Origin of the sequence: Pseudomonas sp. TR47 (assembly GCF_044143025.1) — a bacterium.
Classification (GTDB): domain Bacteria; phylum Pseudomonadota; class Gammaproteobacteria; order Pseudomonadales; family Pseudomonadaceae; genus Aquipseudomonas; species Aquipseudomonas putida_E.
This window is the reverse complement of the sequence record NZ_JBHFCS010000002.1, coordinates 248,309-263,421: the sequence shown is the minus strand read 5'-3', so window position 1 is coordinate 263,421 and position 15,113 is coordinate 248,309. Positions and strand designations below refer to the sequence as shown.

General features: G+C 61.7%; 11 protein-coding genes. 6 read left to right on the top strand and 5 right to left on the bottom strand.

Annotated elements, in window-relative coordinates:
* Positions 1-103 precede the first annotated feature (103 nt).
* On the top strand, positions 104-1,522 hold the full coding sequence (locus tag ACEWE8_RS03780) for an undecaprenyl-phosphate glucose phosphotransferase (protein WP_046786001.1): 1,419 nt from the start codon (positions 104-106) through the stop codon (positions 1,520-1,522).
* Positions 1,523-1,565: 43 nt separating this feature from the next.
* Positions 1,566-3,227, top strand: coding sequence for a phosphoethanolamine transferase (locus ACEWE8_RS03775; protein WP_046786002.1), 1,662 nt, complete (start codon positions 1,566-1,568; stop codon positions 3,225-3,227).
* Here ACEWE8_RS03775 and ACEWE8_RS03770 read toward each other — a convergent pair whose 3' ends face one another.
* On the bottom strand, positions 3,228-4,193 hold the full coding sequence (locus tag ACEWE8_RS03770; RefSeq protein ID WP_046786003.1) for a LysR substrate-binding domain-containing protein: 966 nt from the start codon (positions 4,191-4,193) through the stop codon (positions 3,228-3,230).
* Positions 4,194-4,339: 146 nt separating this feature from the next.
* Here ACEWE8_RS03770 and ACEWE8_RS03765 point away from each other — a divergent pair, with 146 nt between their 5' ends.
* The gene (locus ACEWE8_RS03765; protein ID WP_046786004.1) at positions 4,340-5,716 is read left to right on the top strand and encodes an L-serine ammonia-lyase; all 1,377 of its coding nucleotides are present in this window, start codon (positions 4,340-4,342) and stop codon (positions 5,714-5,716) included.
* 1 nt (position 5,717) lies between these two features.
* On the opposite strand, the gene ACEWE8_RS03760 is transcribed toward ACEWE8_RS03765, so the two are convergent.
* The 3 genes from ACEWE8_RS03760 to ACEWE8_RS03750 form a co-directional block, all read right to left on the bottom strand.
* Positions 5,718-7,013, bottom strand: a complete 1,296-nt coding sequence (locus ACEWE8_RS03760) for an FAD-binding oxidoreductase (RefSeq protein ID WP_046786005.1) — start codon at positions 7,011-7,013, stop codon at positions 5,718-5,720.
* A 14-nt stretch (positions 7,014-7,027) separates the two neighbouring features.
* Positions 7,028-8,116: a polyamine ABC transporter substrate-binding protein gene (locus tag ACEWE8_RS03755; protein WP_046786006.1), complete on the bottom strand. Its 1,089-nt coding sequence runs from the start codon at positions 8,114-8,116 to the stop codon at positions 7,028-7,030.
* 65 nt (positions 8,117-8,181) lie between these two features.
* Positions 8,182-9,540: a glutamine synthetase family protein gene (locus ACEWE8_RS03750; RefSeq protein WP_046786007.1), complete on the bottom strand. Its 1,359-nt coding sequence runs from the start codon at positions 9,538-9,540 to the stop codon at positions 8,182-8,184.
* A 150-nt stretch (positions 9,541-9,690) separates the two neighbouring features.
* Here ACEWE8_RS03750 and ACEWE8_RS03745 point away from each other — a divergent pair, with 150 nt between their 5' ends.
* On the top strand, positions 9,691-10,599 hold the full coding sequence (locus ACEWE8_RS03745) for a helix-turn-helix domain-containing protein (protein WP_046786008.1): 909 nt from the start codon (positions 9,691-9,693) through the stop codon (positions 10,597-10,599).
* A gap of 59 nt (positions 10,600-10,658) precedes the next feature.
* Entirely contained in the window at positions 10,659-12,572 is a 1,914-nt protein-coding gene (locus tag ACEWE8_RS03740) for an AAA family ATPase (RefSeq protein ID WP_046786009.1), read from the top strand.
* A 37-nt stretch (positions 12,573-12,609) separates the two neighbouring features.
* On the opposite strand, the gene ACEWE8_RS03735 is transcribed toward ACEWE8_RS03740, so the two are convergent.
* A complete protein-coding gene (locus tag ACEWE8_RS03735) occupies positions 12,610-13,995 on the bottom strand; it encodes an aldehyde dehydrogenase family protein (RefSeq protein WP_046786397.1) in 1,386 nt (461 codons plus the stop codon).
* 105 nt (positions 13,996-14,100) lie between these two features.
* Here ACEWE8_RS03735 and ACEWE8_RS03730 point away from each other — a divergent pair, with 105 nt between their 5' ends.
* Positions 14,101-14,985, top strand: a complete 885-nt coding sequence (locus ACEWE8_RS03730; RefSeq protein WP_046786398.1) for a LysR family transcriptional regulator — start codon at positions 14,101-14,103, stop codon at positions 14,983-14,985.
* Positions 14,986-15,113: the final 128 nt, after the last annotated feature.

The window sequence follows — 15,113 nt, the reverse complement described above, 5'->3', positions numbered from 1 at the left end:
GGCGTGGCAGCTTTTTAATGATTTGGTATTGAACCTAAGGTTGGTTTTATCGCACGGGTGTAATGGCGACGCGTGGGTCACGCACATAAAAAGAGGCCTCATAATGGTATTCGAGCCTAGAAGCAGCCGTTCCTTGCTCCAGCGAAGAAGTAGCGTGAGTAACGCCATTCAAGCCGGCCTCGATGGCATAGCGGTCACCAGTGTCGCGTGGTATCTGATTTACGATCAGTTTGGTTATATTACTTCAGACTACGTCATCATGCTGCTGTTGCTGATCGGTGCGCTGGCCGTCATTTATGACCACTATGCCATTTATCGAAGTAACGTTGGCCTTTCCGTCAAAGCTTTCAGGCTGTTCAAGGCGTGGTCTGCGACGTTTTGTTTTCTGGTGGTTATCGCTTTTCTTACCAAACAAAGCGAAACGTATTCGCGGCTGTTGGTGGGGCAGTTGTTTATATTTGGTTACGCTGTGCAGTTGCTGTTGCATATTGTGGTGCGCGAACTGCAAAAGCGTTTTACTGCCCATGCTCGCCAGGACAACGCATTGATTATCGGTGGGGGTGACCTGGCCAACTTCCTCTACCAGAAAATAAGCAATAACCCCTGGTTCGGAGAGCGGGTGGTGGGTTGTGTGCTGATCGATGAACAGCTCGATGGGCAGGGCACTGCCGATGCAAAATTGCGCTTGCCTGTATTGGGCCGTATTGCCGACCTGGACGAGATCATCGCCAAGCAGGCTATCCGAACGGTGTACCTGGTGACGCCGCTCGGCGGCTCTGAGCTGATCAACGATGTCTACCTGAAACTTTTGGACAAGTGCATTGCGGTCAACTGGGTGCCCGACATTTTCTCGCTGCGCCTGATCAACCACAGCGTCCGTGAAATTGCCGGCATCCCGGTACTGACGTTGTCTGAAACCCCGCTCACGGGCATGAGCCTGTTCCTGAAGAACCTGGAAGACCGCGTGCTGGCCGCGTTCATTCTGCTGTGTGCGTCGCCGGTACTGCTGGTGGTCGCCGCCGTCATCAAGTTCGACAGCCCCGGGCCGGTGTTCTTCCGCCAGGAACGTACCGGGTGGACGGGGGAGTCTTTTCGCATCTGGAAGTTTCGCAGCATGCGCGTTCACCAACCCGACAGTGGCGTGGTCCAGCAGGCGCAAAAGAATGACCCCAGGCTGACCCGGGTCGGTGCCTTCATCCGACGCACCAGCCTGGATGAATTGCCGCAGCTTTTCAATGTGCTAACCGGCGAGATGTCGCTGGTGGGCCCACGCCCGCATGCGTTGCAACACGACACACTGTACTCCCAGGACATCGTCGATTATTTCGCCCGCCACAACATCAAGCCCGGCATGACAGGCTTGGCGCAAGTACGTGGCTACCGGGGGGAAACCAAGGACATCGAACAGATGATCCAGCGGGTGAACTCGGACATCGAGTACATCAACAACTGGTCGCTCTGGCTCGACTTCGTGATTCTGGTACGAACGCTCAATGCCTTTACCGGCAAGCAGGCTTATTGAAGGCCGGTACTCGACCGAGCGCCATCCAGAGGGTCAGTGATCAATGAAAACCATGTCTCGGCTGGGCGGTGTTGCCTCGAGGGTAGTGAAGGCAGAGTGGCCGGTTCTGCTGTTATGGTCGTTTCTGCTGTCGCCGTTGTTTGTAAGGCTTTTGGCTGAGTGCAATTGCTCGAAAACGGATTTGCTGGTTATCTATACGTTTGCCATTTCAATGTTATGGCTGCTGGCCACGCGTTTCGTTTCAACCAATCAATTCAAGGTTCATCTTCTGTTGTTGCCATTTTATCTGGCGGCCAGCGTGGACCTGTTTCTGGTGCTGAACTTCGGTTCACGCTTGACGGCGGCCTATCTTTTTATCGGTCTGACCAATTACAAAGAGGCTACTGATTTCCTCAGTACCTACTGGCATTCGATCAGCGCGGTGCTGCTGGTATTCGTGCTGTGCTACGGCGTTGGGCTGGCAGGGTTGCACGGGCGCACGTTTTACAAGAACAAGGCAATTTTCGGTTTGACGATAAGTGCCTTGGTGTTGGGGTATGGCGCCTATTTTTATAAAACCGTAAAGCTCAACTCGCTGGGCAGGAGTGCAGTCCTGGACTTGGCAGCGAAGGACCAAAGTACCCCTGTGGGTTATTTGTCGCAAATCGGCTTGACTGTAACGTTGTATGCCGAGTCGAAGCGCTATATCAAACAGCGCCTGGAGTCCGAGGTAAAAATAACAGCAGTATCGGACGCCGCTGACGTGGAGACCCTCGTGTTCGTCATCGGCGAGTCTTCACGGCCACACAACTGGTCGCTGTATGGTTACCACCATTCCACCACGCCGAACCTTGACAAAGAGTCGGGGGTGTTCAAGTTCAACAGCATGTGCACCACGGCGCCGCATACGTCGGTCGCGGTGCCCTCGATGCTCAGCCTGGAGCCGATCGAGCACTGGGACCTGATCGCCTCGACCAAATCGCTGGTTGGCATCTACCGCGCCGCCGGCTACAAGACGTACTGGCTGTCTTCCCAGGAAGTCGACAGTTTTGGCGGGATCATTCCGCAAATTGCTGCCGAGGCCCAGAGCCGGCAGTACTTTGAGCGCAGCTACGACGGTGCATTGATGTCGGCCTACGAAAACATCGTCGAGCAAGGCGGCACGCAAAAACAGGCGATCTTTATTCATATCAAGGGCAGCCATTTCGATTACGCCCGCCGCTACCCACGCGAGTTCGGCACATTCAAGCCTGCGACCGACAGCGCGAAGGACCGGATCACCGCAGATTACGATAACTCCATCTTGTACACCGACTGGCTGTTGGGAAGGATCATCGATCAACTCAAAAGCAGCCAGCGCAAGGCGCTGTTGGTCTATTCGTCAGACCATGGCGAGAATTTGCTGGATGACAGCCGCGGCCTGCTAGGGCACGGTATGGGCAATGAGTATGACCTTTCGGTCGCGGCGTTTTTCTGGGCTTCAGGCAGCCTGCTGCAGCGGCAGGCGCAAACGCTGCAAAAGCTCAAGCAGCGGGAAGGGCAGACCATCAGCATTTCCTCCCTACCGCATACGTTGTTGAACATCACTGGCATTTCCATGCCGGGTTATGACAGCGCCCAAGACCTGTTGAGCGACAACTTTGTCTCGTCCAAATGCCCACATTTGCTGGCCGGTGAGTACGTTCCCTCGTTTGATTTCGATGTGAAACGCGTTGCAGTCGAATGACTACGCGGGTGTGCGGGTGGACGCGGTACGGGCTTGAACAGGGTGCTGCAGGAGGAAGCTTTTGGCCTCTTCCACCAGCCAGTCGTGTACCGCACGAGCGCCCGGCTGGTTCAGCCCGCCTGGCGGGTAATGCACTACATAGCGCTTGTGGTTGGCGATCGGCACACCGAAGGGCACGATCAGCGCACCCCGTTCCAGTTCATCATTGAGTAAGGTGCGACGGGCTATGGCCACGCCGATCCCGGCAATCGCCGCTTCTATCGTCAGGTGATTGCGGTTGAAGGTATGCCCCCGGCGCACATCCAGCCGTGGCGCACCAATGCCCTCCAGGTAGAACTCCCATTCGGCAAAGTCCGAACTGCCGCGCCAGGCAGTGATGTCGTGCAGCAGTGGATAGTGGGCAAGGTCCGCAGGCCCGTGCAGTGGCGGGCGGCCGCGCAGCAGGGCTGGCGAGCAGACGGGGAAGATCTGTTCGTCCAGCAGCGGGGTCGAGAGCATGCCCGGGTAGCTGCCATCATTCAGGTCAATGGCCAGGTCGAAGTCGCCCGGGTTCAACGCCTGCGCACTGTCTTCGGCCACCAGGCGCAATTCGATATCCGGATACCGCTGCTGGAAGCGCGGCAGGCGCGGTGTCAGCCACTTGGCCAGGAACGAGGGAATCGAGCGTACGCGCAAGGTGCCGCGGATCTCGCCGGCGTCCAGGCGCAGCAGTTCGGCTTCGATACTGCCGTAGGCCTCGGCCACGGTCTGCGCCAGGCGCTGCCCCTCGGCGCTCAGCTCTACCCCCCGCGCCCGGCGCAGGAACAGGCGGTAACCAAGGCGCTCCTCCAGCTGGCGCATCTGCTGGCTGACCGCACCGGGGGTGATGTGCAGTTCCTCGGCGCAGCGGGTGAAAGAGAGATGCCGTGCCGCACAGGAAAAAACATGCAGCCAGACGAACATCTGGCCGTTCATTTGTCGTCGCATCGTTTAGTTCTGCTAAAGCCTTGCTTAGAAAGTTTCGTTGGTCATCAACAGGTGAGCGCGGCAGTATCGCGCAAATCCGCAATAGCGTTCAATTTATCCAGACAGCCGCGTAACGGTGATACAGCCCGGCGCGGTCAGGCATTAGCATGGCTATCAGTGTTTTCGACCTTTTCAAAATCGGCATCGGCCCATCCAGCTCCCACACCGTCGGCCCCATGCGGGCAGCCGCCACCTTTGCCCAGGCATTGCGCACCCAGGGCTTGCTGGGCCAGGTAAGGCGTATCGAAGTACGGCTTTATGGTTCGCTTTCCGCCACGGGTGTGGGCCATGCCACTGACCGCGCCTGCCTGCTCGGCCTGATGGGGCAGTGGCCGGACCGGATCGACCCGGCCACCATCGAGTCACGCATTGGCCAGGTGATGCAGGAGCAATGCCTGATGCTCGACGCCAGCCACCCGCTGACTTTCATCTATGCACGCGACATGCTGCTGCTGGAGGAAAACCTGGCGTACCACCCCAATGCCATGACCCTGGAGGCAATGGACGAGCAGGGCAGCCTGCTCAGCCAGACCTACTACTCTGTTGGTGGCGGCTTCATTCTCGAACAGGGTGAAATCGACGCGCCCCAGAACCAGGCGGCTGCAGTCCCGCTGCCCTACGAATTCTCCAGTGCCGCCCAGTTGCTGGCGCTGTGCAAGGCCCACCAGTTGAGCGTTGCCCAGCTGATGCTGGCCAATGAATGCGCGTGGCGCCCTGAAGCCGAGGTGCGCGAAGGGCTGCTGCGGATATGGGCGGCGATGCGTGAATGCGTCGACAACGGTCTGCGCAATGAGGGCATCCTGCCTGGCGGGCTTGGCGTCAAGCGCCGCGCTGCACGCCTGCATCGCAGCCTGCAGGAACTGGGCAAACCCAATGTGATCGGCTCGACCCTGAGTGCCATGGAGTGGGTGAACCTGTTCGCCCTGGCGGTCAATGAAGAGAACGCCGCTGGCGGGCGCATGGTCACAGCGCCGACCAACGGCGCGGCGGGCATCATCCCCGCGGTGTTGCACTACTACATGAAATTCAACCCCGCTACCTGTGACGACGATGTGGTGGCGTTCCTGCTGGCCGCTGCCGCTGTCGGCATCCTGTGCAAGAAGAATGCATCGATCTCCGGTGCCGAGGTGGGTTGCCAGGGCGAGGTGGGGTCGGCGTGCTCGATGGCCGCGGCAGGCCTCGCCCAAGTGCTGGGCGCTACACCGCCGCAGTTGGAAAACGCCGCCGAAATTGCCCTGGAACACAACCTGGGCTTGACCTGTGACCCGGTCGCAGGCCTGGTCCAGGTGCCGTGTATCGAGCGCAATGCGATTGCCGCGGTCAAGGCGATCAATGCCGTGCAGATGGCCCTGCGCGGTGATGGCGAGCACTTCATCTCGCTTGATCGGGTAATCCGCACCATGCGCGATACCGGTGCCGACATGCATGCCAATTACAAGGAAACCTCGCGTGGTGGTTTGGCGGTGGCGTTCGTCGAGTGCTGAGTCAACCCAGCACCTCGCGCACCCGATACCACAGCATCCCCAACGCCAGCAGCGGCGAGCGCAACGCCTTGCCGCCCGGGAAGGTAAGGTGGGGTACGGCGCTGAAGACATCCAGCCCCTGGCTGTGCCCGGTAGCGATCCCTTCAGCCAGCAGTCTGGCCGTCCAGTGCGTCACATTCAGGCCATGCCCAGAGTAGCCCTGGGCGTAGTAGACATTCGGGTACTGGCTCAGCCGCCCGACCTGAGGGAAGCGGTTGGCGGTGATGCCGATCATCCCGCCCCATTGGTAATCGATGCGCACGTCGGCCAGTTGCGGGAACACCTTGAGCACCTTGGGCCGCATGTAGGCGGCGATGTCCTTCGGGTCGCGCCCTGAATAATGGCAGGCCCCGCCGAACAACAGCCGACGATCTGCGGTGAGGCGGTAGTAATCCAGGCCGACCTTCTGGTCGCACATCGCCATGTTCTGCGGGATAAGCGCCTTGGCCACAGCCTCGGGCAGTGGCTCGGTGGCCACCACGTAGCTGCCGGCAGGCAGCACTTTACCGCTCAGGCGTGGCTCCAGTTCGTCCAGGTGGGCGTTGCAACCGAGCACCAGGCTTTGTGCCCTGACCTTGCCCCGAGCGGTGTGCAGGGTGACCGTGGTGCCATGCTCGATGCGCAGCACCGGGCTCTGCTCGAAAATGCGTACCCCCAGGCCATGGGCCGCGCGCGCTTCACCCTGGACCAGGTCGAGCGGGTGCAGATGGCCCGACCCCATGTCCACCAGCCCGCCGGCGTACTGATCGCTGGCAACGATCTCATGCAGTCGCTCAGGGCCGACCAGGCGCGTTTCATGGCCATAGCCAAGCTCCGCCAGCTCGCGCTGCTCGTCCTTGAACGCCGCGAACTGGGCAGGTGTATTGGCCAGTTCGCAGAAGCCCCAGCGCAGGTCGCAGGCAATGCCGTACTGCTCGATACGCCTGGCCACCAGGGCCACCGAGTCGATGCCGGCCTGTTTCAGGTAGCGCACGCCGTCCTGGCCGACATAGCGCGCAAAACCGCTGACGTCATGGCCGATGCCGCGGATCAACTGGCCTCCGTTGCGCCCGCTGGCGCCCCAGCCGACGCGCCGGCCTTCGAGCAGGATCACCGACAGGCCACGCTCGGCCAGTTCCAGCGCCGTATTGACCCCGGTCAGGCCACCGCCGACCACGCACACATCAGCGGTCAGTTCGCCGTCCAGGCTGGGGTAGGGCGCGGTATCACGCGCGGTAGCGGCGTAGTACGACGCAGTGTGTTGGGTGTCGAATGGCATGGCGCGCTCTCGGCTCAGCGGTTGGACTTGATCTTGCTCCAGGAGCGGGTCATGACCCGCATGATCTTCGGGCTCGGCGTGCTGGAAATGTACAGCTTGTCCAGCACCTCCTGGGGTGGGTAGATCTCGGGGTTGTTGACCAGCGACTCATCCATGTAGGCCTTGGCGTCGGGGTTGGCATTGGCATAGCCGACGGTGGCACTGACCTTGGCGATCACCTGTGGTTCGAGCAGGTAGTTGATGAAGGCCAGCGCCTGCTCGGGGTTGCTGGCGTCCTTGGGAATGGCCAGCAGGTCGAACCACAGGTTGCTGCCTTCCTTGGGGATGCTGTAGGCGATCTTCACGCCGTTTTTCGCCTCGACAGCGCGGTTGGCGGCCTGGAACACATCGCCGGAGTAGCCGAAGGCAATACAGATGTCGCCATTGGCCAGGTCCGAAACGTATTTGGACGAGTGGAAGTAGGTGATATAGGGGCGCAGTTCAAGCAGGTGCGCTTCGGCCTTGGCGTAGTCAGCCGGCTTTTCGCTGCGCGGGTCCATGCCCAGGTAATTGAGCATGGCCGGGAACAATTCGTCGGGCGAGTCCATGAAGGCCACTCCGCACTGCTTGAGTTTCTTCAGGTTCTCTGGCTCGAACAGCACCGCCCAGGAGTCGATACGCTCGATGCCCAGTGCGGCTTTGACCTTCTCGACGTTGTAGCCAATGCCGTTGGTGCCCCACAGGTAGGGCACCGCGTACTGGTTGCCGGGGTCGTTCTGCTCAAGTTGCTTGAGCAGTTTCGGGTCCAGGTGCTTCCAGTTCGGCAGCTTGCTGCGGTCCAGTGGCAGGAAGGCACCGGCCTGCGCCTGGCGGGCGAGGAAGTGGTTGGACGGCACGACCACATCGTAGCCGGTGCGCCCGGCAAGCAGCTTGCCCTCCAGGGTTTCGTTGGAATCGAACACGTCATAGACCACCTTGATCCCGCTGCTGGCCTGGAAGTCGGCCAGGGTGGTATCGCCAATGTAGTCGGTCCAGTTGTACACGCTGACCGTGGGCTGAGCCTGGGCGGCTGCACCGAACAGCAGGGTGAATGCTGCAGGAATCAGGGCTTGCAGATGACGCATGTCGACACCTCGTTGGTCTTGTTCTTTGGGTTGGGTGTGAGGGGCTGCACGGCAGCCCCCGCAGATCAGACGCTGAGCAGCAGGAATTCACGCTCCCACGAACTGATCACACGCTTGAAGTTTTCATGCTCGGCACGTTTGACCGCCACGTAGCCCTGGACGAACTGCTTGCCCAGGTAACGCTGTACGGTCTGGCAGTCCTCCATGTGCTGCAGCGCGTCCTCGATGGTGATCGGCAGGCGCAGGTTGCGCCGCTCGTAGGCGCGGCCTTGTACCGGCGCACTGGGTTCGACCTTCTCGACCATGCCCAGGTAGCCGCACAGCAGGCTCGCGGCGATCGCCAGGTAGGGGTTGGCGTCAGCACCCGGCAGGCGGTTTTCCACGCGCATGGCGTCGGGGCTCGAGGTCGGCACGCGCAGGCCGGCGGTGCGGTTTTCCTCGCCCCATTCGACGTTGACCGGCGCCGAGGTGTCCGGCAGGAAGCGGCGGAAGGAGTTGACGTTCGGGGCAAACATCGGCAACAGCTTGGGGATGTACTTCTGCAGGCCGCCGATGTGGTGCAGGAACAGCGCGCTCATGCTGCCATCGTCGTTGGCGAACACCGGCTTGCCGCTGGCGATGTCGACCACGCTCTGGTGCAGGTGCATGGCACTGCCCGGTTCATCGGTGATCGGCTTGGCCATGAAGGTGGCCGTCACGTTGTGCTTGAGCGCCGCCTCACGCATCGTGCGCTTGAACACGGTGATCTGGTCGGCCAGGTCCAGCGCATCGCCATGGCGGAAATTGATCTCCATCTGCGCCGGGCCGTCTTCGTGGATCAGCGTGTCGAGGTCCAGGCCTTGCAGTTCGCACCAGTCATAGACGTCTTCGAACAAAGGGTCGAATTCGTTGGCGGCATCGATGGAAAACGACTGGCGCCCGCTTTCGGCGCGGCCGGAGCGGCCCAGTGGCACTTGCAGTGGCAAGTCCGGGTCTTCGCAACGCTTGGTCAGGTAGAACTCCATCTCCGGAGCGACGATCGGCCGCCAGCCCTTGTCGGCATAGAGTTTGAGCACCTTCTTCAGCACGTTGCGCGGCGACAGTTCGATGGGGTTACCCTGTTTGTCGAAGGTGTCGTGGATCACGATGGCGGTCGGTTCGATGGCCCAGGGGATCTGATACACCGCAGTCGGGTCGGGGCGGCAGACCATGTCGATGTCAGCGGCATCGAGCAGGCTGTAGTAGATGTCATCGTCGACGTAGTCGCCGGTGACGGTCTGCAGCAGCACGCTCTCGGGCAGGCGCATGCCACGCTCATGGAGGAACTTGGCGGTCGGTGCGATCTTGCCGCGGGCGATGCCGGTCAGGTCGCTGATCACGCATTCGACTTCGGTGATCCGGTGTTCTTTCAGCCAGGTGGAAAGCTGATCGAAGGGGGCGTTCATACAGACCTCTTGGTTGGGTTTTTGTGGCACTGGTGTGCAGGAGCCTTCCCACATGCCGTGCTGAGGGCTATCTTGGGCGCAGCCCCCAGGGGCAATCTATCCACTTTCTTCGGCAATGAATGCACCAAAAGAGTGCAATTAGGACGCAGCGTGACAACGCCCAATGCCTTGCAGGTCCAGGCCTTCCACACCACCGATGTGACCGAACAGGTGCGCGCCACCCCCGGTTGGCAGCAGCAGTACCGGCAGATGTCGCCCGGCCACTTCAGCGGCCAGTTGCGTTGCCTGGGCCTGGATGGCGTGCAGGTGTACGAAGAGCGCCTGAACACCCGGGTCGAGCAGTTTTTCCGTGCCCCCAGCGGCGCGTTGGCGTTTTGCTTCGACCGCAGCGAAAACAGCCTGTACCTGCTCAACGAACAGAGCCGCAATATCTGGATCACACCGGAGAACTACCAGGAGGTGGCGGTGGTGTTCGACCAGGCCTTCCTGGCCAGCCACGCCCTCGACCCGCAGCGCCTTGACGGCTTGTTCATGGTGCCGCTGGGCAGCGGCCAGAATGCGCTGTTCGGCAGTTGGCTCAGCGCTACCCTGACGCGATTGGGGCAAGCCGATTGCCCACTTGCGGGGCAAGCGTTGGCCGAACAGTTGCTGGAAGACTGCCTGTTCATCCTGGATAACGCCTGCCAGCAGCTGCAGGGCGGAGCGCTGGGGCGGCGGGGAGAGGAGCGGGCGATCATGCAGCGGGTCAGTGAGTGGGCTGCCGACTGCCCCGAAGAAACCCTTAACCTGCTGGAGTTGGCAGACGTTGCCGGCGTTTCCCTGCGCCAGCTGCAGCAGGCATTCAAGGCGTTTACCGGCATGCCGCCGGCCCATTGGCTGCGGCTTCGCCGGCTCAATGGGGCGCGGCGCGACCTGTTGCGCGGTGGCGAGGTGACGGTTGCCGAAGTGGCCATGCGCTGGTCGTTCTGGCATTTGGGGCGCTTTTCCGAAAGCTATCGGCAGTTGTTCCGGGAACTGCCCAGCGAGACGCTCAAGCGGGGCCGGCCGGTTCGCGGTTAAACCCAGCATTGCCTCGGAAAAGTTGCTATCGTGCCCGGCAGTGTTCACCCGAGGTCCCGATGTTCTACCTGCCTTTGCCCAGCGACCAGGCCGAGCGCCTCGCCAGCGCCCCCCCAGCCACCGACTTTTTCCCTGGCGCCAGCGTGCTGCAGGCGGCCTCCGTGCTGTTCGTGCAGAACCTGCCGCGCCAGCCTGCCAGCGTTTCGGCTGACGCACAGGAACGCCGCTTCGCTGAAATCGTGCGTATTGCCAATGAGGTCGAAACGGCGGCGCCTGGCCGTTTTCAGGGCCAGGTAGCGCAGCATTTCGACCGCGAGGCGTTTGCCATGGGGCTCGGCATGCTGGGTGAGAACGGCGTCGCGCTGGTATCACCCGAAGTCGACTACCCGGCAGAGGAATTTCAGGACGCCGAAGGCCAGTGGAACTTCCAGTTCGCCGACAGCTACCGGCAGCGGGTCACGCCGTTGCACCCGGTGTACCTGCCGTCGTTGGCCAGCGACCTCATGCTCAGCGACCAGCAGAACCGCCTGCTGCGCGAGTTCTTGTCCGGGGTGGACGAGTCGGTGGCGGTGCAGGGGTTCGCCGGTACCGGCAAAACCTTCCTGATCCACCAGTTCGCGCGCCTGCTCGACCCGCAACGCACCTTGCTGCTGGCCCTCACCGAAGGCCAGCTCCGGGCACTGCGGGCACGGGTCAAGGATGCTGAGGCGTACACGGCGATGACCTTTGGCCAACTGGCCGACGAGATTCTCAACCGCGACCTCACCAGCAACGGTTGGCGCCTGCGCGATCCGTACCGAACCAAGTTGTCATGGCGCCCGCAGGAGGCGCAGGTGGTGAAATGGCTGGCCATCCCCGATATCGGCCCCTTGGCCGCCCGGGACGTGGTCGCCCTGTGCATCAAGGCCGTGCGCAGCTTCTGCCGCAGCGGCGACAACCAGTTGCAGCTGCATCACTTGCCCTGGGCCGGCCCGGGGACCTCGCCGCTGGATCAGGAAGTGCTGCTGGAAAAGGCCAGGTTGTACTGGCAGGAACTGATCCGCCCATCGTCGCGCGAGATCCAGTTGCCGGTGCGCGATTACCATCGGGTCAAACTGTTGTCGCTGACGGCCGAACTGATCGACAGCCGCTATACCCATGTGATCGTCGATGAAGCCCACGAGTTGTCCGCACCCATGGTCGCCGTGCTGGACCGCAGCCCGCAATCTGTCATTGCCCTGGGCGATGAGCTGCAGAACCTCAATGGCTTGAGCCCGCACCATGGCGGCTTCATCCGCCAGCGTTATATCGACCATTCATTACGCGCAGGGCCTGCCATGGACAGCGTACTCAACCCGTTGATCCAGGCCCACCCGGCGGCCATCCAGGCAGCCTTCAGCGGCAGTGCCGAGCATTACACGCGGGTCAGTTTCTTCGATGCTGTGACGGTGCCCGAGCAGCCCACCGCGTTGATCGTCGATGACGAGTGGGGGTTGTTCGGTTGGTTCCAGCGCCTGACCCACCAGGGTGTGCCGTTCGTGCTGCTGCAAAGCGCACGCAAGGATTTCGAGCTGTTCGTCGAGGATTGCATCGAGTTGTACCGCTATGGCACGCGGCCGCGTCACCCGATGCTGTTCCGATACCCAAGCTGGCAGGCCCTTGAGCAAGACAAGGGGGACGACAAGGCGTTCGTTGCCGTGGCCAATATGCTGCGCAAGGGCTACACCCCGGAGCACTTTGCCAAGGCCAAGAGCCGCTACCGCTGGGACAAGGCGCCCAAGCTGTTCCTTGGCCGTGTACGCGATGTGAAGAACATGGAGTTCGCCCGGGTGATGGTCTCGCCGGAGCTGATGGTTGCGCCGGTAACGGCCGGCAACCGCAATGAGCGGGCACGGATGCTGGCGGGGCTGTACACCGCATGTTCGCGGGCGCGGCACGAGCTGATCGTGCCGGGGGGGATGCTGGACTGGGTCAAGGACCAGGTCCGCGATTGAGCGTGCCGGGGCTGCAAAGCAGCCCCGGCTCACGAAATCAGTTGCGATCCAGCCACACGGTTTGCGCGTTGGTGAACTCGCGCACGCCAAAATGCGACAGCTCACGCCCGAAGCCACTCTTTTTCACCCCACCAAAGGCCACGCGGGGGTCAGAAGCGCAATAGCCGTTGATGAACACCCCACCGGTGTCCAGCGCTGCCGTCATGCGCTCGGCCAGGGCATAGTCTGCGGTGTAGATGGTCGATGCCAGGCCGAATTCGCTGTCGTTGGCCAGCTCCACCGCATGTTCGGCATCGCGGGCAGTGATGATCGCAGCCACGGGGCCGAACAGCTCCTGCTTGAACGCGGTCATGTCCGGGGTGACGTTGGCGAACACGGTCGGTGCGTAGAAGTTGCCCACCCCTTCGACCTTGTTGCCGCCCAACAGCAAGGTGGCGCCCTCGGCGAGGGTCGCCTGGACCTGGCCATCGAGCTCGTCGCGCAGGTCGTAGCGCGCCATCGGGCCGATGTAGGTGTCATCTTCCAGCGGGTTGCCGACCTTCAACTGGCGCGTCGCCTCGACGAACTTGCGTGTGAACGCCTCGACGATGCTCTCTTCCACGATCAGGCGCTTGGCCGCGGCGCAGACCTGCCCGGTGTTCTGGTAGCGGCCGACCACGGCGGCTTTCACCGCAGCATCCAGGTCGGCGTCGGCCAGCACGATGAACGGGTCGGAGCCACCCAGCTCGAGCACGCATTTCTTCAGCGCGGCACCGGCCTGGGCGCCGATCGCCATGCCGGCACGCACGCTGCCGGTCAACGTCACGGCAGCGATGCGCGGGTCGTTGATGGCGCGGGTGACACCGTCCGGGGTCACGTTGAGTACCTCGAACACGCCTTCGGGCAAGCCGGCATCCTTGAACAGGTCGCCCATCAGATAGGCGCTGCCCATGACGTTCGGCGCATGCTTGAGCACATAGGTGTTGCCCGCCAGGATCGCCGGTACGGCGCCACGCAGCACCTGCCAGATCGGGAAATTCCACGGCATCACGGCCAGGATCGGGCCCAGCGGGCGGTATTCGATACGCGCTTTTTCGACCTGGGTCGGCTCAGCCGCAAGCATCGCCGGGCCGTGCTCGGCGTACCAGCGGCACAGGCCGACGCACTTGCTCACTTCACCTCGGGCCTGGCTGATCGGCTTGCCGATTTCGCGGCTGATCATCTGCGCGAAGGTTTCGGCCTTGGCCTCAAGGGTGTCGGCCAGGGCAAGCAGGTACTCGCTGCGCTGACCCAGCGACACCTGGCGCCACTGGCGATAGCCAGCCTTGGCACGTTGCAGCGCCGCTTCCAGTGCGGCGTCGGTGTCGAAAGGGTAGCTGCCGATCTGCTCGCCGCTGTGCGGGTCGATGGAGATGGCGTGGGTCAGGCTGCTGATCTGGCTCATGGCTGCACACTCGTTGTTGTTCATCAGTGAGGCCAGACTAGTGGGCTAGGGGTTTAATGAAAACTGAATAATAATGAGCGAAACATTCACGTTTGGAGAATGACTGTGGATCTGGTGCAATTGGAGATCTTCAAGGCAGTGGCCGAACAGGGCAGCATCAGCGCCGCCGCCCAGCACATCCATCGGGTGCCGTCTAACCTGACCACGCGCATCAAGCAGCTGGAGGAAGACCTGGGTGTCGAGTTGTTCATCCGTGAAAAAAGCCGCCTGCGCCTGTCGCCGGCTGGCTGGAACTTCCTCGAATACACCCGGCGCATCCTCGACCTGGTGCACGAGGCCCGGTTGACGGTGGCGGGCGAAGACCCGCAAGGCACCTTCGCCCTGGGTTCGCTGGAGAGCACCGCAGCCGTGCGTATACCGGCATTGCTGGCCGCCTATAACCAGCGCTACCCGAAAGTCGACCTGGACCTTTCCACCGGGCCGTCGGGGACCATGCTTGAAGGCGTGCTGTCCGGGCGCCTGGTGGCAGCATTCGTCGATGGCCCGTTGTTGCACCCCACGCTTGAAGGCATGCCGGTATTCGAGGAGGAGATGGTGATCATCTCGCCGCTCAACCATGCCCCGGTAACCCGTGCGCAGGACGTCAACGGTGCGAGTATCTACGCCTTCCGTGCCAACTGCTCGTACCGCCATCATTTCGAGAACTGGTTCGTCCAGGACCAGGCGGTACCAGGCAAGATCCATGAAATGGAGTCCTACCACGGCATGCTCGCCTGCGTCAGCGCAGGTGCCGGCCTGGCCATGTTGCCACGCAGCATGCTCGACAACATGCCCGGCTGCACCACGGTTAGCGCCTGGCCCATGTCGGAGGATTTTCGCTACCTCAAGACCTGGCTGGTGTGGCGCCGCGGTACCGTGTCGCGCAGCTTGAGCATGTTCGTTAAGCTGCTTGAGGAGCGGCGCGCTGGCTCAGACCGTACTGAACATTAGCCATTGGTGGCAATTCACTTCCAACTTTCTGATTAATTGGACAATAATCAGAAAAGTATTACCTCGTGTGACCGGTTGGATGCACCGGCCACCGTAAAAATCGAGGGGCAAAAGCCCCCGCTTGCCCG

Bases quoted from the DNA above. Each gene is read 5' to 3' on its own strand.
- ACEWE8_RS03780 (WP_046786001.1), top strand. From the start codon at position 104: ATGGTATTCGAGCCTAGAAGCAGCCGTTCCTTGCTCCAGCGAAGAAGT.
- ACEWE8_RS03775 (WP_046786002.1), top strand. From the start codon at position 1,566: ATGAAAACCATGTCTCGGCTGGGCGGTGTTGCCTCGAGGGTAGTGAAG.
- ACEWE8_RS03770 (WP_046786003.1), bottom strand. From the start codon at position 4,193: ATGCGACGACAAATGAACGGCCAGATGTTCGTCTGGCTGCATGTTTTT.
- ACEWE8_RS03765 (WP_046786004.1), top strand. From the start codon at position 4,340: ATGGCTATCAGTGTTTTCGACCTTTTCAAAATCGGCATCGGCCCATCC.
- ACEWE8_RS03760 (WP_046786005.1), bottom strand. From the start codon at position 7,013: ATGCCATTCGACACCCAACACACTGCGTCGTACTACGCCGCTACCGCG.
- ACEWE8_RS03755 (WP_046786006.1), bottom strand. From the start codon at position 8,116: ATGCGTCATCTGCAAGCCCTGATTCCTGCAGCATTCACCCTGCTGTTC.
- ACEWE8_RS03750 (WP_046786007.1), bottom strand. From the start codon at position 9,540: ATGAACGCCCCCTTCGATCAGCTTTCCACCTGGCTGAAAGAACACCGG.
- ACEWE8_RS03740 (WP_046786009.1), top strand. From the start codon at position 10,659: ATGTTCTACCTGCCTTTGCCCAGCGACCAGGCCGAGCGCCTCGCCAGC.
- ACEWE8_RS03735 (WP_046786397.1), bottom strand. From the start codon at position 13,995: ATGAGCCAGATCAGCAGCCTGACCCACGCCATCTCCATCGACCCGCAC.